The sequence below is a fragment of the Pseudaquabacterium terrae genome (genome assembly GCF_013266755.1).
Taxonomy (GTDB): Bacteria; Pseudomonadota; Gammaproteobacteria; order Burkholderiales; family Burkholderiaceae_C; genus Pseudaquabacterium; species Pseudaquabacterium terrae.
The window spans coordinates 26185-44019 of sequence record NZ_JABRWJ010000011.1 but is presented as its reverse complement, the minus strand read 5'-3'; the positions used below and the strand labels follow the sequence as shown (position 1 = coordinate 44019).

The window sequence follows — 17835 nt, the reverse complement described above, 5'->3', positions numbered from 1 at the left end:
ACTCCAGGAGTCACTCATGACGAAGAAGATCAGATGCGCGCTCATCGGGCCGGGCAACATCGGCACCGACCTGCTCGCCAAGCTGCAGCGCAGCCCGCTGCTGGAACCCGTGTGGATGGTCGGCATCGACCCCGAATCCGACGGCCTGAAGCGGGCCCGCGAGATGGGCATCAAGACCACCGCCGAGGGCGTCGACGGCCTGCTTCCGCACGTGCTCGCCGATGGCGTTCAGATCGCGTTCGATGCCACCAGCGCCTATGTGCACGCCGAGAACTCGCGCAAGCTCAACGAGCTGGGTGTGATGATGATCGACCTGACGCCGGCCGCGATCGGCCCGTACTGCGTGCCGCCGGTGAACCTGAAGGAACAGGTCGGCCGGCGCGCGATGAACGTCAACATGGTCACCTGCGGCGGCCAGGCCACCATCCCGATGGTCTACGCGGTCAGCCGCGTGCAGCCCGTGGACTACGGCGAGATCGTCGCCACCGTGTCGAGCCGCTCGGTCGGCCCGGGCACACGCAGGAACATCGACGAGTTCACCCGCACCACCGCCGGCGCCGTCGAGCGAGTGGGCGGCGCCAAGCGCGGCAAGGCCATCATCGTCATCAACCCGGCCGACCCGCCGCTGATCATGCGCGACACCATCCACTGCCTGACGGTGGACGAGCCGAAGGTCGCGCAGATCGAGGAGTCGGTGCACGCGATGGTCCGCGAGGTGCAGAAATACGTGCCGGGCTACAGGCTCGTCAACGGCCCCGTGTTCGACGGCCGCCGCGTTTCGATCTTCATGGAAGTCGAAGGCCTGGGTGACTACCTTCCGAAGTACGCAGGCAACCTCGACATCATGACCGCCGCCGCGGCACGAACCGCGGAGCTGTTTGCCGAGGAAATGCTGGCCGGCCGGCTGGTACTCGAACCCGCTGCTGTCGCAGCCTGACAGGAGAATCGACCATGAAGAGCCCACTCGAAGGCAAGCGCGTCACGCTGCACGACATGACACTGCGCGACGGCATGCACCCGAAGCGCCACCAGATGACGCTGGAGCAGATGAAGGCCGTGGCCTGCGGCCTGGACGCGGCCGGCGTGCCGCTGATCGAGGTCACGCACGGCGACGGCCTGGGTGGCAGCAGCGTGAACTACGGCTTCCCGGCGCACACCGACGAGGAGTACCTGTCGACGGTCATTCCGCTGATGCGGCACGCCAAGGTGTCGGCGCTGCTGCTGCCCGGCATCGGCACCGTCGACCACCTGAAGATGGCGCACGAACTGGGCGTGCACACGATCCGGGTCGCCACGCACTGCACCGAGGCTGATGTCTCCGAACAGCACATCGTCGCCGCGCGCAAGCTGGGCCTGGACACGGTGGGCTTCCTGATGATGGCGCACATGAACAGCCCCGAAGGCCTGGCCACGCAGGCGCGGCTGATGGAAGGCTATGGGGCGAATTGCGTCTACGTCACCGACTCGGCCGGCCACATGCTGCCCGACGACGTGAAGTCCCGCCTCGCCGCCGTGCGCGCCGCGCTGAAGCCCGAGACCGAGCTCGGCTTCCACGGCCACCACAACCTGGCGATGGGCGTGGCCAACAGCATTGCCGCCATCGAGGCCGGCGCGACCCGCATCGACGCCGCCGCCGCAGGCCTCGGCGCTGGTGCCGGCAACACGCCGATGGAGGTGCTGGTGGCAGTGTGCGACCGCATGGGTATCGAGACCGGCATCGACGTCTGGAAGATCCAGGATGTGGCCGAAGACATCGTCGTTCCGCTGATGGACTTTCCGATCCGCATCGATCGCGACGCCCTGACGCTGGGCTACGCCGGCGTCTACGGCAGCTTCCTGCTGTTCGCCAAGCGCGCGGAGAAGAAGTACGGCGTGCCGGCGCGGGACCTGCTGGTCGAACTGGGCCGACGGGGCATGGTCGGGGGCCAGGAGGACATGATCGAGGACACCGCACTGACCTTGGCCCGCGCGCGAGGCCTGATGCCGGCCCGGGCCGCCTGAAAGGAGACCACGATGCCGTTCGCCCAGATCTACATGATCGAGGGCCGCACTGCCGAGCAGAAGCAGGCCGTGATCGAAAAGGTGACCCAGGCGCTGGTCGAGGCCGTCGGTGCCCCGAAGGAAAACGTGCGGGTGTGGATTCACGACGTGCCGAAGGAAAACTGGGGCATCGCCGGGGTCAGTGCGAAGGACCTTGGACGCTGACTGCTGCGGGGGTGGCTATGGCCCACTGCACTGCGGTGCAGTTCGCGATCGTGGACACCTCGCGCGTCGCTTCCCAGGTGCCGATGAGGAGGGGGCGAGATTCTGTGCGAGGCGGCGACCTCGCACGCCAGTTGACCCATCGCGGACTTCGACTTGCTTCTAAGCCTAATACGCCCTTCGGTAGTTGCCAGGCCCCTTGGCTTGCACCTGCTGCGTCTATCGTGACAAGTCTGAAATCTCCAGCAGCAACCCGGGCCGCTCAACCGATAGACAGAATTATCATTGTCGTCCATAGCTATCGGCATGCCGGTCTTGTGACGATACCGGACCATGCATGACTTGCTCCGCTATCTGCTATCCGCTCGCCTTGCGCCTCCTGACATACCGTCGACTCGGGGCACCGAGCACGCGGGCCACGGCCCGCTCGCCCGGACGAACCAAAGATCAGGGCACTGACTTCGGGGTCTCGCCCCTTTTCACGGCTTCCTTGTTCTCGGCGCGCTTCGAGGCGCGAACGGCCTTGCGCTCGGCAGAGGTGCCCGACGCGGCTGAGGCCTTGTCCGTATCGGCTTCGATGGTCTTCGAAATCTCGCCCCTCTTCACGGCTTCCTTGTTCTCGGCACGCTTCGCCGCGCGAGCGGCCTTGCGCTCGGCGGAGGGGCCTGAAGCAGCGGACGTCTTTTCAGCGACAGTTTCAGCGGCTTGGGCGCTGGTGGCAAACATGCCAGACGCAATGGCGATGAGCGAAAACAGACGAACGTTCATGATGCTAGAGAGTTCCTGTTGCGCGCCGACCGTCTCTCGCGCTAGGCGAGAAGTCGATAGGGATTTCAACAGCCTGTTAAACGAGAAGTATGAGCTACCCAGCGCTCTGGACCGCAGCTTCCAGACCGGCCACAAGGCGCTGATGACCGTCGGCTTCAAAGAGATCCACCCACTGCCACCGGCCAAGGCGCTCAGGAACTTCACACGCATGCAGCCGGGCCGGCACGATGTATAGCCGCCCGGGGGGCTTCTCCTCAGCGCGATCAAGCGCATAGCCAATCTCCCTTTGCACGAAGCCATCCTTCTGGATTGACGTTTGAGAGAGACAAACCACGACGACATCCGATCCTCGAACGGCCTTGGCGATCTCCGTCTTCCAGTCCTGCCCAGGAAGCAGATCTATGTCATCGAGCCACGGCTTGAAGCCATCCCGGCTCAGTAGCTGATGTAGTCTTCGCGCGGCTGGTTTGTCTTCTCGCGCATGGCATAGGAATACTGTGAGCGGTCGTCTGAGGAGTCGCGGAAAGTCTTCGAAAGGTTCATCAGATGCCTCGATCTCACAAGGCTCTTCAAGCAGCAGTAGCGAGTCGGAGAGCCGGTCGATAGCAGCGGCAAAGTCAGGATCGACAGGGCGGTCGGCATCCAGGAAATCGCTGAAATAGGCAAACTGCCGAACATAGGGAACGGCGACCTGGGTGATGTCGAACCCCTTCTCAACGAGCTTGAGGGGAGCTGCGAAATCTCCGACCGTTTCCCTTAGCTGCGTCAGTGCATACTCCACTTCCATGCGTTCGGTTCGATCGACATTTGCGGGGACGACGATCGTTTGCAACGGGCGACCGCATCGCTTGTGGTGAACAGCGTCAGAATGAAAGTGGTACAACCTCTCCCTGGCTAGGTCGATGTTTCGGAGATTCAGTGCGCTCATTAACACAACGACATCGGCCAGTTGGCACGTGGCGATCTCGACTAGATCGTCAAAACCGCTTGGACTGTCGAGTAGGACGATGTCGTAGCCGACTTCTCCAGCAAGCCATTGCGTAGTGAGCCACGCAAAGAATCGTTCGCCATCGTGGGTTTCGAAGAAGCGCTTCGCATCAAAGCGCGCAGCTGACTGAGCATACTGTTCAAAGTTCTCACGCGAGCCGCAGGTCATCAAGTCGAGACGAGAGCCAGTCGTGATAGCGAGGGAGCACACGTACGAGCGCCAGTTCTTGAATTCTGCGCGCCTGTTCTCTTCAAGGTTGGTCGTGGCGCGTTCGTAGGCCATGATTAGGTCGAGCAAACCGGGCGAGCTGCGAACCTGCCGACGTCGTGAATCGTCGCAAAGATACTGCTCCAGTCCGGGCGCCATCAGATCAAAGTCGACAACTAGGACACGCCTGCCCCTGCGTGCCATGGTCAGGGCAACATTGGCAAGCGCAAACGACCTACCCACGCCGCCTTTGAAGGAGTGGAAGGCAACAATCATGCGTGTCTTTCGTAATGGGCAGGAGCCCAGAATTGTGCGACAAGGTTACATCGATTCGAGGTACTCTAACAGGCCGTTGAAATACCAATCGACGGTCGCCCTCGCCTGAGCAAGGATGGCGCCGGGTGACGAGGGACGAGCCAGCGATGCGAGGAACCGATAGCTACTGCCAGAGTCTGTTCTCGACGATCAAGCTTGAGGACTTCGTGCCGGCCAAGCATCCGCTGCGGACCGATTCGCAATTGGGTTAACGAGGCGCTGGCGAAGATGGATGCGAGCTTCTCGGCGATTGTACGAAGCCGACGTCAAGGGTGGGACGGCCGAGCATCGCGACGCCAGAGAAGCTCGTAATGTCGGGTTTTGGCCAAGTAGAAATGTCGCATTCTGACCCCCTGGGGTACGGCGATGGCGACCCTGGCGACGATCACGATGGGCATACGCGAGGCCGATCGACTGGAGACCATCCAGGCGGTGGTGGACCGGATGCTGCGTGTGGGCCAGGCGGCGCGGCGGCTGGGGTTGAGCAGGCGCCAGGTCGGAGCGGCTGCTGGATCGCTACCGAGCCGAGCGCGCCTTCGGGCTGGTGTCGCACAACCCTGGCCAGCGCAGCAACCACCAGCTCGCGCCCGGTCTGGCCGAACGGGCCATGCGACTGATCAGCGGTCGCTATGCGGACTTCGGACCGACGCTGGCGCGCGAGAAGCTCGCGGAATGCCACGATGAGTTCATGGCAGCGGAGACGGTTCGATATCATGACCGAAGCGGGCTAGTGGACGCCACGCCGGCAACGCGCACCGCAGATCCACCAACTGCGCAACCGCCGAGCGTGTGTGGGCGAACTGATCCAGATCGACGGCAGCGATCATCATTGGTTCGAGGACCGTGCGCCGGCGTGCACGACTGCTGGTGTTCGTCGACGATGCGACGAGCCGATTGATGGGGTAGTCGTACCTTTCTTGCAGTTTCGTGCGCGTGGTGGGCGCCTACGTCGCGGAAAGCGATTCCTTCACGGCCAGCAAGCGCGGATGGTTCTCGCCCAATACGCCTCCTGCCAGTCCGCCGTGAGGACCGCTCCGACCCAGTGGGGGCATCGTGCACCACGGGGTGAGCGGGAACGCTGGTCGGCGGACCGGTTTACGCGAGATCCGGGCTCATCGATTACCTGAGACCGCTGATGCCGCCGAAGCTCGCGCCTTCTCCTGTGCGAGGCGATTGACCGCCGCCTTGAGGACATCAATCACCGATACCGTCACCCCTTGTTCCGGCGGCAGCGTGGCCCGTTCCACCCTTCGCAAGGCCAGCGTGCTGCCCGGCAACGCCCATGATTCCAGCAACGAGCCGCCGTTGCAGGTCTGTGCGCTGTCGCGGTCGCCCAGGTACTGCGCCCGCTCGCCCTCCGAAAGCATCCGGCCTGCCACGCGACAGGCTACGGCGGCCCATCTGTCTCCGTCTAGTTCCCACGCCAGCACATGACCGTCCCAGTCGCCGGTAGCCAGCAGTGGCTTAGTGGGATGCAGCGCTAGACCGCCAATAGTGGACGTATGCCCGCTCAACGGCGGCCCGATCGGCCGGCGCGTTGCAAGATCCCACAGGAATAGCTCCTGGCTCTCGCCTGCCGATGCCAGCACGTTGCCGCCTGAATCGAACGCGAGCGCTTGCACGGTCGACTTGTGGCCGACCAGGGGCAAGCCGCTCTCGCGCCCGCCGGGCAGATCGAAGAGCCTAATCGTCTTGTCGGTCCCGCCTGCGGCCACACGGCGGCCATCCGGCGTGATCGCGATGGCGTTGATGCGCGTGCCCGGCACGGCGATGCGGCCGGCGAGTGTGCGCAGGGTCATGTCAACGAGGATGAGCTCGTCATTAGCCGACGCCAGCAACATCCGGCTGTTAGGGGTGATTACCAACTGGCCGACCTGAGTTCGTCGGCCGGTGTCCAGGCGCTTCCCGGACCGGCCGCGCCAGTCCCAGAAGTGGAGTGCGCCGTCGAAGGTTGACGCGACCAGGGTGCGGCCATCGGGAGTGAATGCCAGTCCGTACACGTCTGCTCCGGGTACCGACAAGGCGGGTTCGAGCGCCCGCCCGCTCTGGAGATCCCACAGCCGCACGGTGCGATCCGTCCCGCCCGATGCCACCACTGTATCGCTCGGATCGATGGCCACGCGCCAGACACTCGATGTGTGGCCGGTCAGCACGCGAGGTACCTCGCACCGCGTCAAACAGTGCCAGAGCAGCACGTTGCCGGCGGCGCCGGCTCCCGCGAGCCACTCCCCGTTCCTGCTGAAGGCCAACTGTCCGATTCCCTTCGACAAGGGACCCTGCAGTGGTCGCGCAAGTGGGTGGCGGATCGACAGGTCCCACATCAGGATCTTGTGATCGCTGCCTCCGCTGACGAGTCCGGTGCCGGATGGAGCGAACGCCACCGACCACACCGCGCCCCGATGTCCTTGCAGCGGCGGCGCGGCGGCGACTTGCTTCTGCACATCCCACAGGCGGATCGTCGAGTCGCCGCTCGCGGACGCCAGGTAGCGACCATCCGGGCTGAAGGCCACCGATTCCACGTACCCGGCATGGCCCTCCAACGCTGGTCCGATCGCCTGCCGCGCGTCCACGCTCCACAAGCGCACGGTACCGTCGAGCGCTGCGGACGCCAGCGTCTTGCCGTCAGGTCCGAGGGCCAGAGAGCGAATGCCGAGTCGATGTCCTGTCAGTCGCGGACCGACTTCGCTGCCGTTTGCAGGATCCCACACGGCAATCGTCGCGTCCCATCCGCCCGAGACCAGGTGGCCGTCGTTCAAAAACCGGACGGCCCATACACCGTTGCCGTGCGCGTACATGCTCTGCGACGTCAACGCGCCGGAGGCTATGTCAATGATTCGGACGTTGCCGTTGATGAGGCCGCAAGCGAGTTGCGTGTCGTCTGGATTCCAGTCAAGCGCCAACACGTTGCTGCCGGCCTCGATCGAACGCCGAACTGCGCGCGTTGCCGAGTCCCGAATCGTTATCGAGCCACTCCAGTAGCCAGTCGCCAGCCATTGGCCGTCGCGGCTGAAGGCAAGCGCATGGATCGCTCCCCGATCGGACAGCTGCCGATCGAGCAAGCGCCCGGTGGCGGCATCGTGCCAGGTCATCGCACCTGCCTCGTCGCCCGCGACGATGGTCCGGCCGTCCGCACTGACGGCGACCGCGCGCACTGTGCTCCCATGTTCATGCAGGAAGCGCGCAAGGTGAGGCGAAGCCTGCAGCGTCTGCAGCAGAGCAGTGCGTCCATTCCCCGTTGGATCTGTCTGCCACGCTGCCGCCGCAAGCGCCAGTGCCAGGTCGGGCTGTGTGCTGATCAGGCTGGTGCCTTCCGCAGCGAGCCGGCGCGAGGTGGCGAGCCGCGCTTGCTTCTGCGCCTCGAGCTGCTTGAGATAGGCGAATACCGCAAGCACGGCAAGCACGATGGCCGCAAATGAGACGGCACCGATGAGCTGTTGTACGCTGGTTCGACGATGGCGCTGGCTTTGGACGATGAACTCCGACTGCAATACCGTCGGCTTCGGAAATCGCCCGATCTGCGAGCTCACCTGAGCCAGCCAATGCTCGGCAGCCCGCAGCGCTTCGCCGCGGAGCAGGTAGCCCCTGCGACGTTGGTTGAACTGCCAGTTGTCTGCAGCGATCAACAGCCGCCGATGTTCGCGCGCCAACGGGAAATCGGTGCGAACCGCCGTATCGAGCCCCGCCACGGCTTCGTCGAAATTCGCGTGAGAGCGCATGAGGATCCATTGCGGTGACCGCAGCGGTGCGGGCACGAGCTCGTCGTCGCCGTGGTCGCGTATCGACACGGGCACGATGCGCTTGCCGAGCGTCGCTGCAAGAGCGACCTCTTCGCGGCAGGGCTCAGATCGTACGGAATCCGGCGACAACAGGAACACGAAGACGTCGCTTGTCGCGATTAGCAGTTGTAGCTGAGCACGGTAGTCGTCTCCACGCACCAGGTTCCAATCGCCGGTCGCTTCCACCTGCCGCTCCCGCAGCGCGGCCTCCAGACGTCTGGCGATCTGCTCATCTTCACGAGCGTATGACACGAACACACTGACGGTCTCAATTGCGGTAACCATGCAAGCCTTCCCATCGCGTTGAGACAGGCCCTACCTAGCCTGCATCTTTCGCGAGCAACGAGGTAGGCGGCCCAATCCGGCAGCACGTGGTCATAGGCGTTCTAGGGCAGTCGAGGGGGGCGCTCACTGCCCTAGTGTACCGACGGGTCAATGCGGCTCGGCAAGGCTGGACGCCGCGCAGTGGAGGCGTTAGACGGTGGGGACATCGTCAGCGACGGCGCCGTGATGCTGCTGCGGCAAGCCGATGAACGCATCGGGTTGACCCGTGCAGCGGATCGAGCCTTTGCCTGGCGACGCCGTGCGGGCTGAGGCACCGAATGGCACGCCTGAGCGTCGGTGCGTTACGCCCACCTCCGACGTCAAACTCGGGTACTTGACGCGATACGGGCCGCCAAAGGTGTGTGAGTTGCTCGAGCGCGAGGACGGGCTGTCCGTCACCATGGCGTATGGGATGTCTCAGCGTTGAACCGGCTTCATTCCGGTAATCGCGATCACGAAACTTGCCCGCCGCCTACAGCAGCGCCGGATTTACTTCGACACGGATATTCGACCAGGAGCACGTCGCGCGCCGGATCCAGAGCGGCCTTCGACGGGCAGACCAGCACCGCACTGGCCTCGCGCAGCGCATGGCGAATGCCCTCATCCCATGCTTGGCCGAGCCTCAGACTCTGGATGCCGTGTGTGCGGACGAAGTCCTCGGACAGCTGGCAGTCGTCAGGTCCCGGCCCGGGGCGATCCAGCCAAAGCCGCACACCTTCGAGCGCAAGGGCTGCACCGGCGGCCTTACGCGGTCGCGCTTGTCGGGGGCGGCATGGCTAACAAGGGCGAAGCTCACGCGATTGAGGTGCGCTCGAAGGGGTCTGGCATTGTCGCCATGAGCAGCATGCCGCTCGGTTGCTGCGCTCCTCAGGAAAGGCGTCGCCACATGCTGATCAAGTCTCACTCAAATTGTCGGTAATACTGTTATGTAAAGTACGAACCGATGCGTGGAAGGGGAAAACCCTTGGAGGGCTTGCTTCCGTCCCTGCGCCTGCTCTACTTCGATTCCGAGGGCGCCCTCTTGCCAGATAATGACTTGTCAAGTGCGCTGGTTCACCTTCGTGGTGCGCACGGCCGGAAATCACATGCCACGCAGAATTCCGAAGGCCTTCATCAGCTATCGCCATCTCGACGCACAACATGGGACGCGCGTCAGGGCCTTCGCCTTGCGACTCCGTGATGCTGGCGTCGATGTAGCACTCGACCAGTTTTTTCTTGACGAGCATCACACAGGGCCTGACGAAGGCTGGCCGAAGTGGAGCAGCGACCACGCGTCGAAATCTGCCTGCGTTCTGATCATCGGCACGGTCGGATGGTTCGACAGCTTCGACAAGATGCCTCGCCTGGCCGGCGCGGGTCTGGGCTCGGCGTGCGAGGCAGATGACATCCGCACCCGGATCTACGAGGCCGGCGGCCGGGCAGAGGGAATCCGCGTCGTCATTTTCGACGACGCCGATGCTGCGCACATATCACAAGGTCTGAGGCAATACCCATACTTCCGCGCAGACCGAGACTTTGCCCGCATAGCTGAATGGGCGAAGACATTGACTTGCGGCGGAAGCCTTCACCATCAAACGGAGCCTCAACAGAACTCCAGCGCCGATCGCTCACGTCGGGACCGGCGTATTGCACTGGGTTTGTCTGCCGCGGTGGCAGCCATAGGAGCATTCACTTGGGCGTGGCCCCTAGCTCAGTCGTCCTGTATGCTTAGGCTGAAAGTCGTCGAGGCACCGGTCGAACCCGTTGTCGCCGAAGTCACGATGTCGGGAGAGACGCGCGCGCATCGGTTCTCTCAGCGGCTACAAGCAGTGTTCGAAATCAGTCAGGATTCGCAGCGGTCGCGGAATTGGAATCTGTTGCTCAGAGCCGCCGGGGGAGATCCTATCGCGTCGTTTGACATTGAAGGGTGCCCCTACGAATCGAGGGACTATCGCAGCGTCGATGGAGTACACATTCAACTTTCGCGAGGTGGCGGATGAGGGCCTCGATCTTCCTATGGACGGCAGCGCGTCGGGTGATTCTCTTGTGCCTACTCATCGCGCAAGCAACTGCAGTACATTCACAAACGGCGATCATGGGAACCGTCATGGACAGGTTGACGGACGCCCCGCTCGAGGGCGCTCGCATCGATGTCAGGCGCGACACCCAAGAAATTGCATCCGTTCCTTCCGATGCAAGTGGCAACTTCGAACTGATAGTCCCGATAGCATCTGGCACCAGGACGACCAATCTTCAGTTGGCAGTCAGCAAGGAAGGGTACATCGACTCGGCGCAGGTCGTGACCGTGGTTGCCGGAAAGACCATTGATTCTCGCTACAACTTCGTTCTGCAGCCGAAAGCCTTGGCGGATTGCACCTCAAAGCGCGCAAGACGCGTCGTCGTGGGCAGCTTCCGCCCCCCTGCGGACCTGCCTGGGTCAGGCGACTTCAACGCCCAAGTGTTGGACGCATTGAGCTTCGCACTGAAGGATCTGAACCTGTCGCGCATTCGGCGCAGTGCCAGCCCCGACTACGTCGCGTGCTCCGAAATCAAGAAGTTGGAACTCTTGCCACGCTACGCGAAGGTGCTCAAGGCAGATGCGGTAGTTGCGGGAAGTGTGGCGAAAGCAAGCCAACCGCCAAAGTTCGACCTCGAAGTATCACTCGGATCCCAGCATGAGCCGGACAATGCTCAAAGGCGCAGAGTCAGCAGTTCCAATGTGAACCTGGACCGACCTACCGCCGCTCGGCTGTCGAACGAACTACTGTCGGGTGTGGTCCTCGGGCTCGTGTCTGGCTATCTGGAAGCCGGCGAGTTTGCAGAGTGCGTGGAGATATCACGCGCCGCCCGGCAGCTGTTCCCGAAAGGTCTTCCGCGGGAAGTAGAGGCCGTATCTGAGAAATGCAAAGCGAGCCAGGGCTCGTCCAGGCTCATTGCGGGAGATCTGAAATGACTCGCGTACTGGGCAGGATTGCGCTGGTGCTTGCGATTCTTATGGCTTGGCAGTTCGCCAGTGCACATACGGAACCACCGATGGCGAAGACGTTCGAGTTGGTGCGAGAAGGTAAGCCAATCCCGCGGTATCTCGACCATGCAAAATACAGGGTCGCTCTGTTCAGCTACGAGGATCCTGACGAGACTGGACTTGGCGAAGTGATAGCGCGCTTGCTTGGTCGGGAGTTGGTGATTGCCAATAGCGACCTGAGCTTCGGCGTGATCCGATTTGGACGCCTGGGTAGCGCTGATACTCGCGACGTTGGCGACTACTTTGAGCAAGTCGAGTTGCTTGCGAACGCGCAGAGGGCGACGCTGACGGTTTGGGGGACGATCCGCGCGATCGGAGAAGAGCTGGCCATCGAATCCTATCTCCAGATTCCAGCGAACGTTGCGTCTACGTATCTCAGAGCGAGGTTCCGCCTGCCGGATGCAATGGGCCGCGGGACACTGATAGGCCGCCTTGGTTCCGATCGAATGCTGCTCCAACGACTAGTCTTGAGCAAAGAGGCTGTGAATCAACTGCTGACTGGCGCCGAAGTGCTTACCCACGCGCGGTCGCAACCTGACGCAGACGCGCGCGCTTTGGGCGCAACGGATGGCAGTTGGTCGGTTCTCGACAAGAAATCCCGTCCGGGATGGGTCTTGCTCCGCAAGGGGAACGCGCGAGGCTGGGTTCCGATGCGCACCGGATGCGAGGACTCGTGTGCATCGATCTTGGAAGTCGGAGCGTTTCTCGGATCGCTCGTCCGCTACATGGATTGGAAGGTCCTCGACTTTGAGCGTGCCGCGCGACAAATCCCGAAGTTCACACCAGGCCTAAGCAGCGCGGTCCGTGAGTTTGTCGACCAGGCGCAGACCCTCGATCAATTCGCAATGTATGGCGACCGAGCAATGTCCAACCAATTAGATCGGTGGGCTGCTGCCGCGCCCGGCCCTGGCGGTGTCGCTCCTTCGTTCGGTGCTGGAAGCTTCAACCTGGACTTGATAGTGAAGGTGGCCGGGCTGGCTGATAGGAGCTTCGTTCGCACTAGAACCCCCTATGACGAGCAGAGGTTTGACCCCCGCCGCATACGTGAAATCACCGTCAGAGCTGCACAGGCCCTGCAGGACGACCCGCTGAATGTCGAGCTCCTCGGAAACCTGGGGCTGTTGTACAGGTATCTTGGAGACAGGGAAAAGGCGCAGCTCGCGGGGAAATTGCTTCTGGAGGCTCAGCGGTCCAGTCGCGACAACGTGCTGATCAGAATCACTCCGTGACCAAGGTCTCGACTCGACAGGCATCAAGAGCCAAGAACTTGATTGAGGCGCAGAACACGCGAGGTCGTGCTGCTCCCCGGCCGTTCAACATAGAACCTTGTCGCTCATGATTCTGTGCGGCTGATTATTATAGTAATGTCCGGTTTTGGCTAAGTAGAAATGTCGCATCGTGGCCCCTGTCCGAGGGGGAAGGAGCGATGGCTACGACGGAACCATCACAATGAGCATGCGCGAAGCGGATCGGCTGAAGACGATCCAGGCGGTCGTGGATGCTGGGTGTGGGCCACGCGGCGCGGCGGATGGGAAACGAGCAGGTCTGTATCCCTGTCGTCCCGAAGAAGCCACCGTTCGCCTTGAAAGCACGCCGGGCAAAAGCCCTGGCCACCGCCGAGCGCTGAACGACTTGCCCCCCGTCGGCGTCTTGCGTGCGCGAGGCGCCACGCCGCCGGTGGACAAGTTATCTGCAGCGCCGCACCGCCCTCACCTGCGAATGCACCGATGCGACATTTGAACTTGGCCAGCAGGGCGACACTTCAACTTGGCCTTGACACACACAATGTAGGCGCCGATTGGCAATGTCGGGTTTTCGCCAAGTAGAATTGCCGCATCGGAGCCCATGGGGAGCGGCTCTTTCTGGGCGCCTGGCCGGTTTCGGCGCCGACTGCGAAACCCGCGCGCGTCCGCGCTTGGCCTGTTCCGCGCAGAACAACGAGGGGCCCCTATTGAACACCGGCAGAAATTGGAGGACTGGCCTGACGCCATAGCTCGTCGAATTCCCGGTGGAGAATCGAGAAGAATGGCGAGCTTGTGAGGCAGCGCATCACGGGTCCAGCACCCCAGTTGAGGGCGTGAAGGTACTGAACCAGTACGGCCGAATGATCGGTAAGCGTCAGGGCAAAGTTGGGAGTGCGAGTTCGAAGTTGACGGTACTCGATCAGGTCGCTTGACAAAGCTAGTTCACTAAAGGACTTGGAAGAAAAGGCAATCTGGGCGCGAACGACCATGGCCGCTTCATTCGCTTGCGCGCTGCGCTCCAAGTCGTCAATCGACGGATTTTCGGGGTGCAACGTTAAGAAGCGAAACTGAATCCCGTCCTTCTCCGCGCGGCGTCGAATAAGGCTAGCGAAGTCCTGAGTTCTTACCCAAGCGTTCAAGGAGACCCCCATCATGCAAACCGATCTGTTTGCCTGCTCCACGATCCGTCTCCATTGAGAGTCAGCGCCGAAGACTGCGGACGATTCAAAGAACTCCACGGCTGTGCGCCCGTGCGCGCTATCCGCGGATTGAGCTTCAAGAATAGATGCGATCAGCTCTTGTGCGGTGTGGGAGCGCAGGTTTCCTTTGAACTGCGGAGGTAGGACGGCATCGGACAGGTCAGGGTCAACAATGAACAGAAGAACGCGCTTCCCAGCTCCCCAAAACGCGCCAAGCTCTGCCAGACACCACGGCGACTCGATCGAGCGCCGTGTTGCGATGCTCACGCAAACCTCGCAAGAATTGATCGCTGTTCGAAGTTGCTCGGCCAACGATTCGCCACCAGCCATCGTTTCAGGATCCCATCTGTCGATTCCAGCCGCATCCAACGCCAGACACAGCGTGGAATAGATCGCCGCGTCTTGGAAGCTGTGACTGATGAAGGCGGGCATTCGAGTGCTCCAGTGACGTTAGATGGCTGGCAAATTTAAGCGGGTCGTTCGAGACAAACAAATGGGATTGGGAAATCACCTCTCGCAAGGCAAACAGGGCGCTTCGATCCTTCCTCTGTACAAGGCTGGGACGCAGCGCTCACAGCGCTTGGCGGCGGATGGCGCTAACAATGGAGTCGGTGTTCCAGTGCACCATCTCGTGAGAAGAGAACTGAACTGATTGGGGAACTCGTTGTTGTCCCCAAGGGATGACACCGATTATGGGCTTGCTGTAGTAGTTGGCGTATGCGATCTCCTTGTCAATCCAGAAGCGATGTGCCGCATACATCCCAGCGATGACGAGTACGCATTGCACCGGCCGGACCTGCGCATTGATCATGGCCTCCAACTTGCGCTGCCCGACTGTGGTGTTCGGATCGGCCAGTGGATCATGCTCAGGTGCTGAGTAATTGCGGTACTGAAAGTACGGCGCAGCGTCAAGCAGGTCGACAAGTCGGTAATACGCATCGCCGTACCGCCAAGCGTGACTGATGAAGATGTCATAGTTGCGCAACTGAGGCATGTCTTGTTGTATCGTTCTCGTCGGATGCCGATTCTGCGGCCTGGTCCGGCCTTTTCGCAAGCGGTTGGTCCCGTGGCTGGACCCGTTGTCATAGGTGTGACGGGCTATCGCAGGCGTTTACCGCCGATGCCAAAGCGTACCTACATTCCTGCGGGGAAAGGGGTTGGGCCGTGTTGGAAGTCGCTTGTCGAGGTCGTCAGCCGCATCGTTCTTGTTGCTCTTGACGTACGGCTTGACGAATTGCGGAGCCATCAACCGCGGCGTGTGGCCCATCGACCCAGCTTGCGCGCCCAGCGATGGCACTCGAGCAGGCCTCCATGCCAATCATGCAAGGGGGAAGGTTGGCAGAACGCCGCAACCTGGCCGCGTCGCAGTTGCTTGCGCAGCACGACCTTGCCGTGCGCGTTGACGCCGTGTACCTGGAAGACGTTCCTGGCCAGATCGAGGTGGGAGCGTCCATCCCATTGCATACCTCGATCCCCTCGCTGCGCCACCGTCTCGCGCATGAACTCATCCACTCGGTTACGCCAGTGTCCATGCTGGGGATGCGGAAACGAGTGCCGCGCACTTCATGACACAGCAAGATTAGGCCTTCGTGACCGTGGGCACGGGCTCCGTGGCTTGAAGGTCCCTAAGCAGTCGTGAGGGACTTGCAAAGAGGGATTTGTCCACCTTCCACCGTGAGAAGTCTGGAATAAAGTAGCTGCGAACCGCTTTTGCAATATCCTGTCCGGTATCCGGATCGACCAATGACCATCGCAAAAGCACATCGAAGGGAAGCAACGATATGGGAAACAGGGTTTGGCGCCCCGTGGTTGCCTCGCGCGCCAGCGCCCACGAGGCTTCATTCAAGACCCACGGACTTGCAATCGACGTCTCCGACAAGACGAGGATGAGCTTGTCATATAGGTTGATTGCCTTGGTCAGCTGCGGAATAAGCTTCTCGCCGCCCCGAATGTCTTCAGGCGCATACCAGGTGCGAACGCCGTTTTGGACGAGATGCTCGTAGAGCATGTCGCAGAATTCCCGGTCGCGGCTTGAATGGCTGATGAAGCATGAATGAAAAGAGATGGGAGCGGTGTCTCGTACTAATTCAGGCAGGTAGTCGATCTGCAGCTCTGACAGGCCGACCTGCCGCAGAAACTCTCGGGGCAGTGTCCCGGATCGGCTGAGCGTTGCGATGTCTAGGTGCGAGGGGCCGTGGTGTCTCGCGGTGGGCAAGTCGATGGTCGAAGATAGATCGCAGTTCAAGAAGGCGGTTCGTATGAGCGTCGCGCCCCGCATGTCGACCTTCGCTAGTTCGCAATCGCGAAACGTGGCCAGGCCAAGGTAAGTGTCCGACAACGACGCCGAGCGCAACTCCGCAAAATTGAAGGTTGCAGCCAGCAGGTTTGCCTTCGCCAGCCGGGCTTGCTCCAATCGCGCCGGGTAGTTAATCTGCGAGACGAAGGGGGGCCTGTCACTGAACGAGCCCGGTCCGAAGTAGGCCCCGGTGAGGTCGGCGCCCTGAAGGTTCACGCCGCTGAGGTCGGCGCCTGCGAAGTTGGTCCACCTGAAGTCCAGGCCCTGCAAGTCAGCGCCGGACAAGTCCACGTGTTCGACCGACTCGGCAAACTGCCACTTCATGAGTGCGTTCCCGCCCTTTCTTGCGGCGGCCAATGCATAAGGATCTGCCATGGGATTCGAAAGGTCTTTAAGGCCATCGTCCGGATGGCCGTCGGCCCCTTGCGCAGTACAAAACATCAGGCTGGAGGTGCTGACGAGATTACACGAAGGTCGATCGTTAGGGTAGAGGGCATCCGGCGAAGTGACGTCGCGATAAAAGGTGGCATGCGAGGCGGTTCGTGAGGCGGCGCCCACGCGCCTACGATGCCACGCAGCATTCCAACCCGCAGGCCTGCGAACCGTGCGGCCAGCCCTCCGCCGGACGGCAGCTGGCATGTGATGCATCAGGGAAGCCTTGCTGCACGTCTCGACTTCAGGACCCACTCGCCAATGCCGGTTGCGGCGAACATGGGCGCAAAGCTGCCATTGATCAACGAAACAGCTAGTGACCGGCAGGTGACCTTTGAAGTTCGACTCCGTCAACCTTGCTTCAGCCTGCTGACGTACATCCCTGCGTATCCAGCGACCATTCCGCCCACGCCCGTTCGGCCCCCCCGACATGTCGTCGCAGCCAGTGAGGCACGGTCCTTGCGTGCGCCGAGCGCGCATTTGTCATATATGTCGCGCACGATCGTGCCGAACAGGCGCTTGACGGGTAGCCGTGGCTTCGGTGATCTTCGCGCCTTCGGCGCGTTCGGAAGGCCGGTGTCTCTCGTGCGGGCTGCCAGTCAGTGCGCATTGCCGCACACATCGTCGCCTAGAACCGCATCCTTCATGCCCAGGTGCAGCGCCCAGACCGCCTGTCGTGGCAGCATCCAAGGTGGGTGGCAAGACGGGTCCAGCTCGACTTCCTCGAGGGAACGACAACCATGCCGACGCTTGACGAGATGCGGGACCGCATGCTCCTGACCGCCGACCACCACGCCCAGATTGGCGCCTGGATCGCCCGAGCGCGCACTCCAGAAGGGGACATGGCGGTGCCGCCGTCCCTGTGGCGCAAGCTCGAGTTGGCCGGCGTCCTGCTGAACATCGATGGCGACCTGCCCCAGCCGCCGGCGCTGACCACGCTGTGATGAGGGGAGTCGGCAGGACGGGGAGCGCTTCCCGCGCCATCGATGTGCGCGACAGCGGTCAGCACGGTGCCGTCGAAGTGCCGGCCGGCGTAGCGGCCGATGACTGAGCCCTGCACCGATGTCGGTACGCGCGAAG

13 protein-coding genes and 4 pseudogenes are annotated in these 17835 nt (G+C 62.1%); 10 read left to right on the top strand and 7 right to left on the bottom strand.

Features of this window, described 5'->3' with window-relative positions; genetic code table 11:
* Positions 1-16: 16 nt before the first annotated feature.
* Genes HLB44_RS30005 through HLB44_RS29995 form a run of 3 tightly spaced genes read left to right on the top strand, consistent with a single transcriptional unit; the run spans position 17 to position 2205 of the window.
* Positions 17-937 carry an acetaldehyde dehydrogenase (acetylating) gene (locus tag HLB44_RS30005; protein ID WP_173132026.1) on the top strand — a complete coding sequence of 307 codons (921 nt, stop codon included), beginning with the start codon at positions 17-19 and terminating at the stop codon, positions 935-937.
* Positions 938-951: 14 nt separating this feature from the next.
* Complete coding sequence (dmpG, locus tag HLB44_RS30000; protein ID WP_173132023.1) at positions 952-2001, top strand: 4-hydroxy-2-oxovalerate aldolase; 1050 nt, start codon at positions 952-954, stop codon at positions 1999-2001.
* 12 nt (positions 2002-2013) lie between these two features.
* A complete protein-coding gene (locus HLB44_RS29995) occupies positions 2014-2205 on the top strand; it encodes a 2-hydroxymuconate tautomerase (RefSeq protein WP_173132021.1) in 192 nt (63 codons plus the stop codon).
* A gap of 444 nt (positions 2206-2649) precedes the next feature.
* Here the strand turns inward: HLB44_RS29995 and HLB44_RS29990 are convergent, their stop codons facing one another.
* Both HLB44_RS29990 and HLB44_RS29985 read right to left on the bottom strand, forming a co-directional pair.
* On the bottom strand, positions 2650-2970 hold the full coding sequence (locus HLB44_RS29990; RefSeq protein ID WP_173132018.1) for a hypothetical protein: 321 nt from the start codon (positions 2968-2970) through the stop codon (positions 2650-2652).
* A 94-nt stretch (positions 2971-3064) separates the two neighbouring features.
* Positions 3065-4441, bottom strand: coding sequence for a KGGVGR-motif variant AAA ATPase (locus HLB44_RS29985; RefSeq protein WP_173132015.1), 1377 nt, complete (start codon positions 4439-4441; stop codon positions 3065-3067).
* A gap of 146 nt (positions 4442-4587) precedes the next feature.
* Between HLB44_RS29985 and HLB44_RS29980 the strand changes: the two are divergent.
* A pseudogene (locus HLB44_RS29980) lies at positions 4588-4812 on the top strand (transposase); the annotation flags it as partial.
* A gap of 34 nt (positions 4813-4846) precedes the next feature.
* A pseudogene (locus HLB44_RS37555) lies at positions 4847-5380 on the top strand (helix-turn-helix domain-containing protein); the annotation flags it as partial.
* A 212-nt stretch (positions 5381-5592) separates the two neighbouring features.
* Here HLB44_RS37555 and HLB44_RS29975 read toward each other — a convergent pair.
* Entirely contained in the window at positions 5593-8541 is a 2949-nt protein-coding gene (locus HLB44_RS29975; protein WP_173132012.1) for a WD40 domain-containing protein, read from the bottom strand.
* A 150-nt stretch (positions 8542-8691) separates the two neighbouring features.
* Here HLB44_RS29975 and HLB44_RS37550 point away from each other — a divergent pair.
* The 4 genes and pseudogenes from HLB44_RS37550 to HLB44_RS29960 all read left to right on the top strand — a co-directional run.
* Positions 8692-8844: pseudogene (locus HLB44_RS37550) on the top strand (IS1380 family transposase); the annotation flags it as partial.
* Positions 8845-9623: 779 nt separating this feature from the next.
* A complete protein-coding gene (locus tag HLB44_RS29970) occupies positions 9624-10559 on the top strand; it encodes an SEFIR domain-containing protein (protein ID WP_173132009.1) in 936 nt (311 codons plus the stop codon).
* 95 nt (positions 10560-10654) lie between these two features.
* Positions 10655-11512, top strand: coding sequence for a carboxypeptidase-like regulatory domain-containing protein (locus HLB44_RS29965; RefSeq protein ID WP_173132006.1), 858 nt, complete (start codon positions 10655-10657; stop codon positions 11510-11512).
* Positions 11513-11592: 80 nt separating this feature from the next.
* A complete protein-coding gene (locus tag HLB44_RS29960; protein ID WP_173132003.1) occupies positions 11593-12813 on the top strand; it encodes a hypothetical protein in 1221 nt (406 codons plus the stop codon).
* 719 nt (positions 12814-13532) lie between these two features.
* On the opposite strand, the gene HLB44_RS29955 is transcribed toward HLB44_RS29960, so the two are convergent.
* From HLB44_RS29955 to HLB44_RS37545, 4 genes and pseudogenes are all read right to left on the bottom strand, one after another.
* A complete protein-coding gene (locus tag HLB44_RS29955) occupies positions 13533-14459 on the bottom strand; it encodes a toll/interleukin-1 receptor domain-containing protein (protein WP_173132000.1) in 927 nt (308 codons plus the stop codon).
* Between the two features lie 139 nt (positions 14460-14598).
* Positions 14599-15021: a TIR domain-containing protein gene (locus tag HLB44_RS29950; RefSeq protein WP_173131997.1), complete on the bottom strand. Its 423-nt coding sequence runs from the start codon at positions 15019-15021 to the stop codon at positions 14599-14601.
* Positions 15022-15216: 195 nt separating this feature from the next.
* Positions 15217-15491, bottom strand: a pseudogene (locus tag HLB44_RS29945) (IS110 family transposase); the annotation flags it as partial.
* 115 nt (positions 15492-15606) lie between these two features.
* Complete coding sequence (locus tag HLB44_RS37545; protein WP_343051636.1) at positions 15607-16881, bottom strand: toll/interleukin-1 receptor domain-containing protein; 1275 nt, start codon at positions 16879-16881, stop codon at positions 15607-15609.
* Between the two features lie 614 nt (positions 16882-17495).
* Between HLB44_RS37545 and HLB44_RS29935 the strand changes: the two genes are divergently transcribed.
* Positions 17496-17699: a hypothetical protein gene (locus tag HLB44_RS29935; RefSeq protein ID WP_173131991.1), complete on the top strand. Its 204-nt coding sequence runs from the start codon at positions 17496-17498 to the stop codon at positions 17697-17699.
* Positions 17700-17835 lie beyond the last annotated feature (136 nt).

Bases quoted from the DNA above. Each gene is read 5' to 3' on its own strand.
- HLB44_RS30005 (WP_173132026.1), top strand. From the start codon at position 17: ATGACGAAGAAGATCAGATGCGCGCTCATCGGGCCGGGCAACATCGGC.
- dmpG (WP_173132023.1), top strand. From the start codon at position 952: ATGAAGAGCCCACTCGAAGGCAAGCGCGTCACGCTGCACGACATGACA.
- HLB44_RS29995 (WP_173132021.1), top strand. From the start codon at position 2,014: ATGCCGTTCGCCCAGATCTACATGATCGAGGGCCGCACTGCCGAGCAG.
- HLB44_RS29990 (WP_173132018.1), bottom strand. From the start codon at position 2,970: ATGAACGTTCGTCTGTTTTCGCTCATCGCCATTGCGTCTGGCATGTTT.
- HLB44_RS29985 (WP_173132015.1), bottom strand. From the start codon at position 4,441: ATGATTGTTGCCTTCCACTCCTTCAAAGGCGGCGTGGGTAGGTCGTTT.
- HLB44_RS29975 (WP_173132012.1), bottom strand. From the start codon at position 8,541: ATGGTTACCGCAATTGAGACCGTCAGTGTGTTCGTGTCATACGCTCGT.
- HLB44_RS29965 (WP_173132006.1), top strand. From the start codon at position 10,655: ATGGGAACCGTCATGGACAGGTTGACGGACGCCCCGCTCGAGGGCGCT.
- HLB44_RS29960 (WP_173132003.1), top strand. From the start codon at position 11,593: ATGGCGAAGACGTTCGAGTTGGTGCGAGAAGGTAAGCCAATCCCGCGG.
- HLB44_RS29955 (WP_173132000.1), bottom strand. From the start codon at position 14,459: ATGCCCGCCTTCATCAGTCACAGCTTCCAAGACGCGGCGATCTATTCC.
- HLB44_RS29950 (WP_173131997.1), bottom strand. From the start codon at position 15,021: ATGCCTCAGTTGCGCAACTATGACATCTTCATCAGTCACGCTTGGCGG.
- HLB44_RS29935 (WP_173131991.1), top strand. From the start codon at position 17,496: ATGCCGACGCTTGACGAGATGCGGGACCGCATGCTCCTGACCGCCGAC.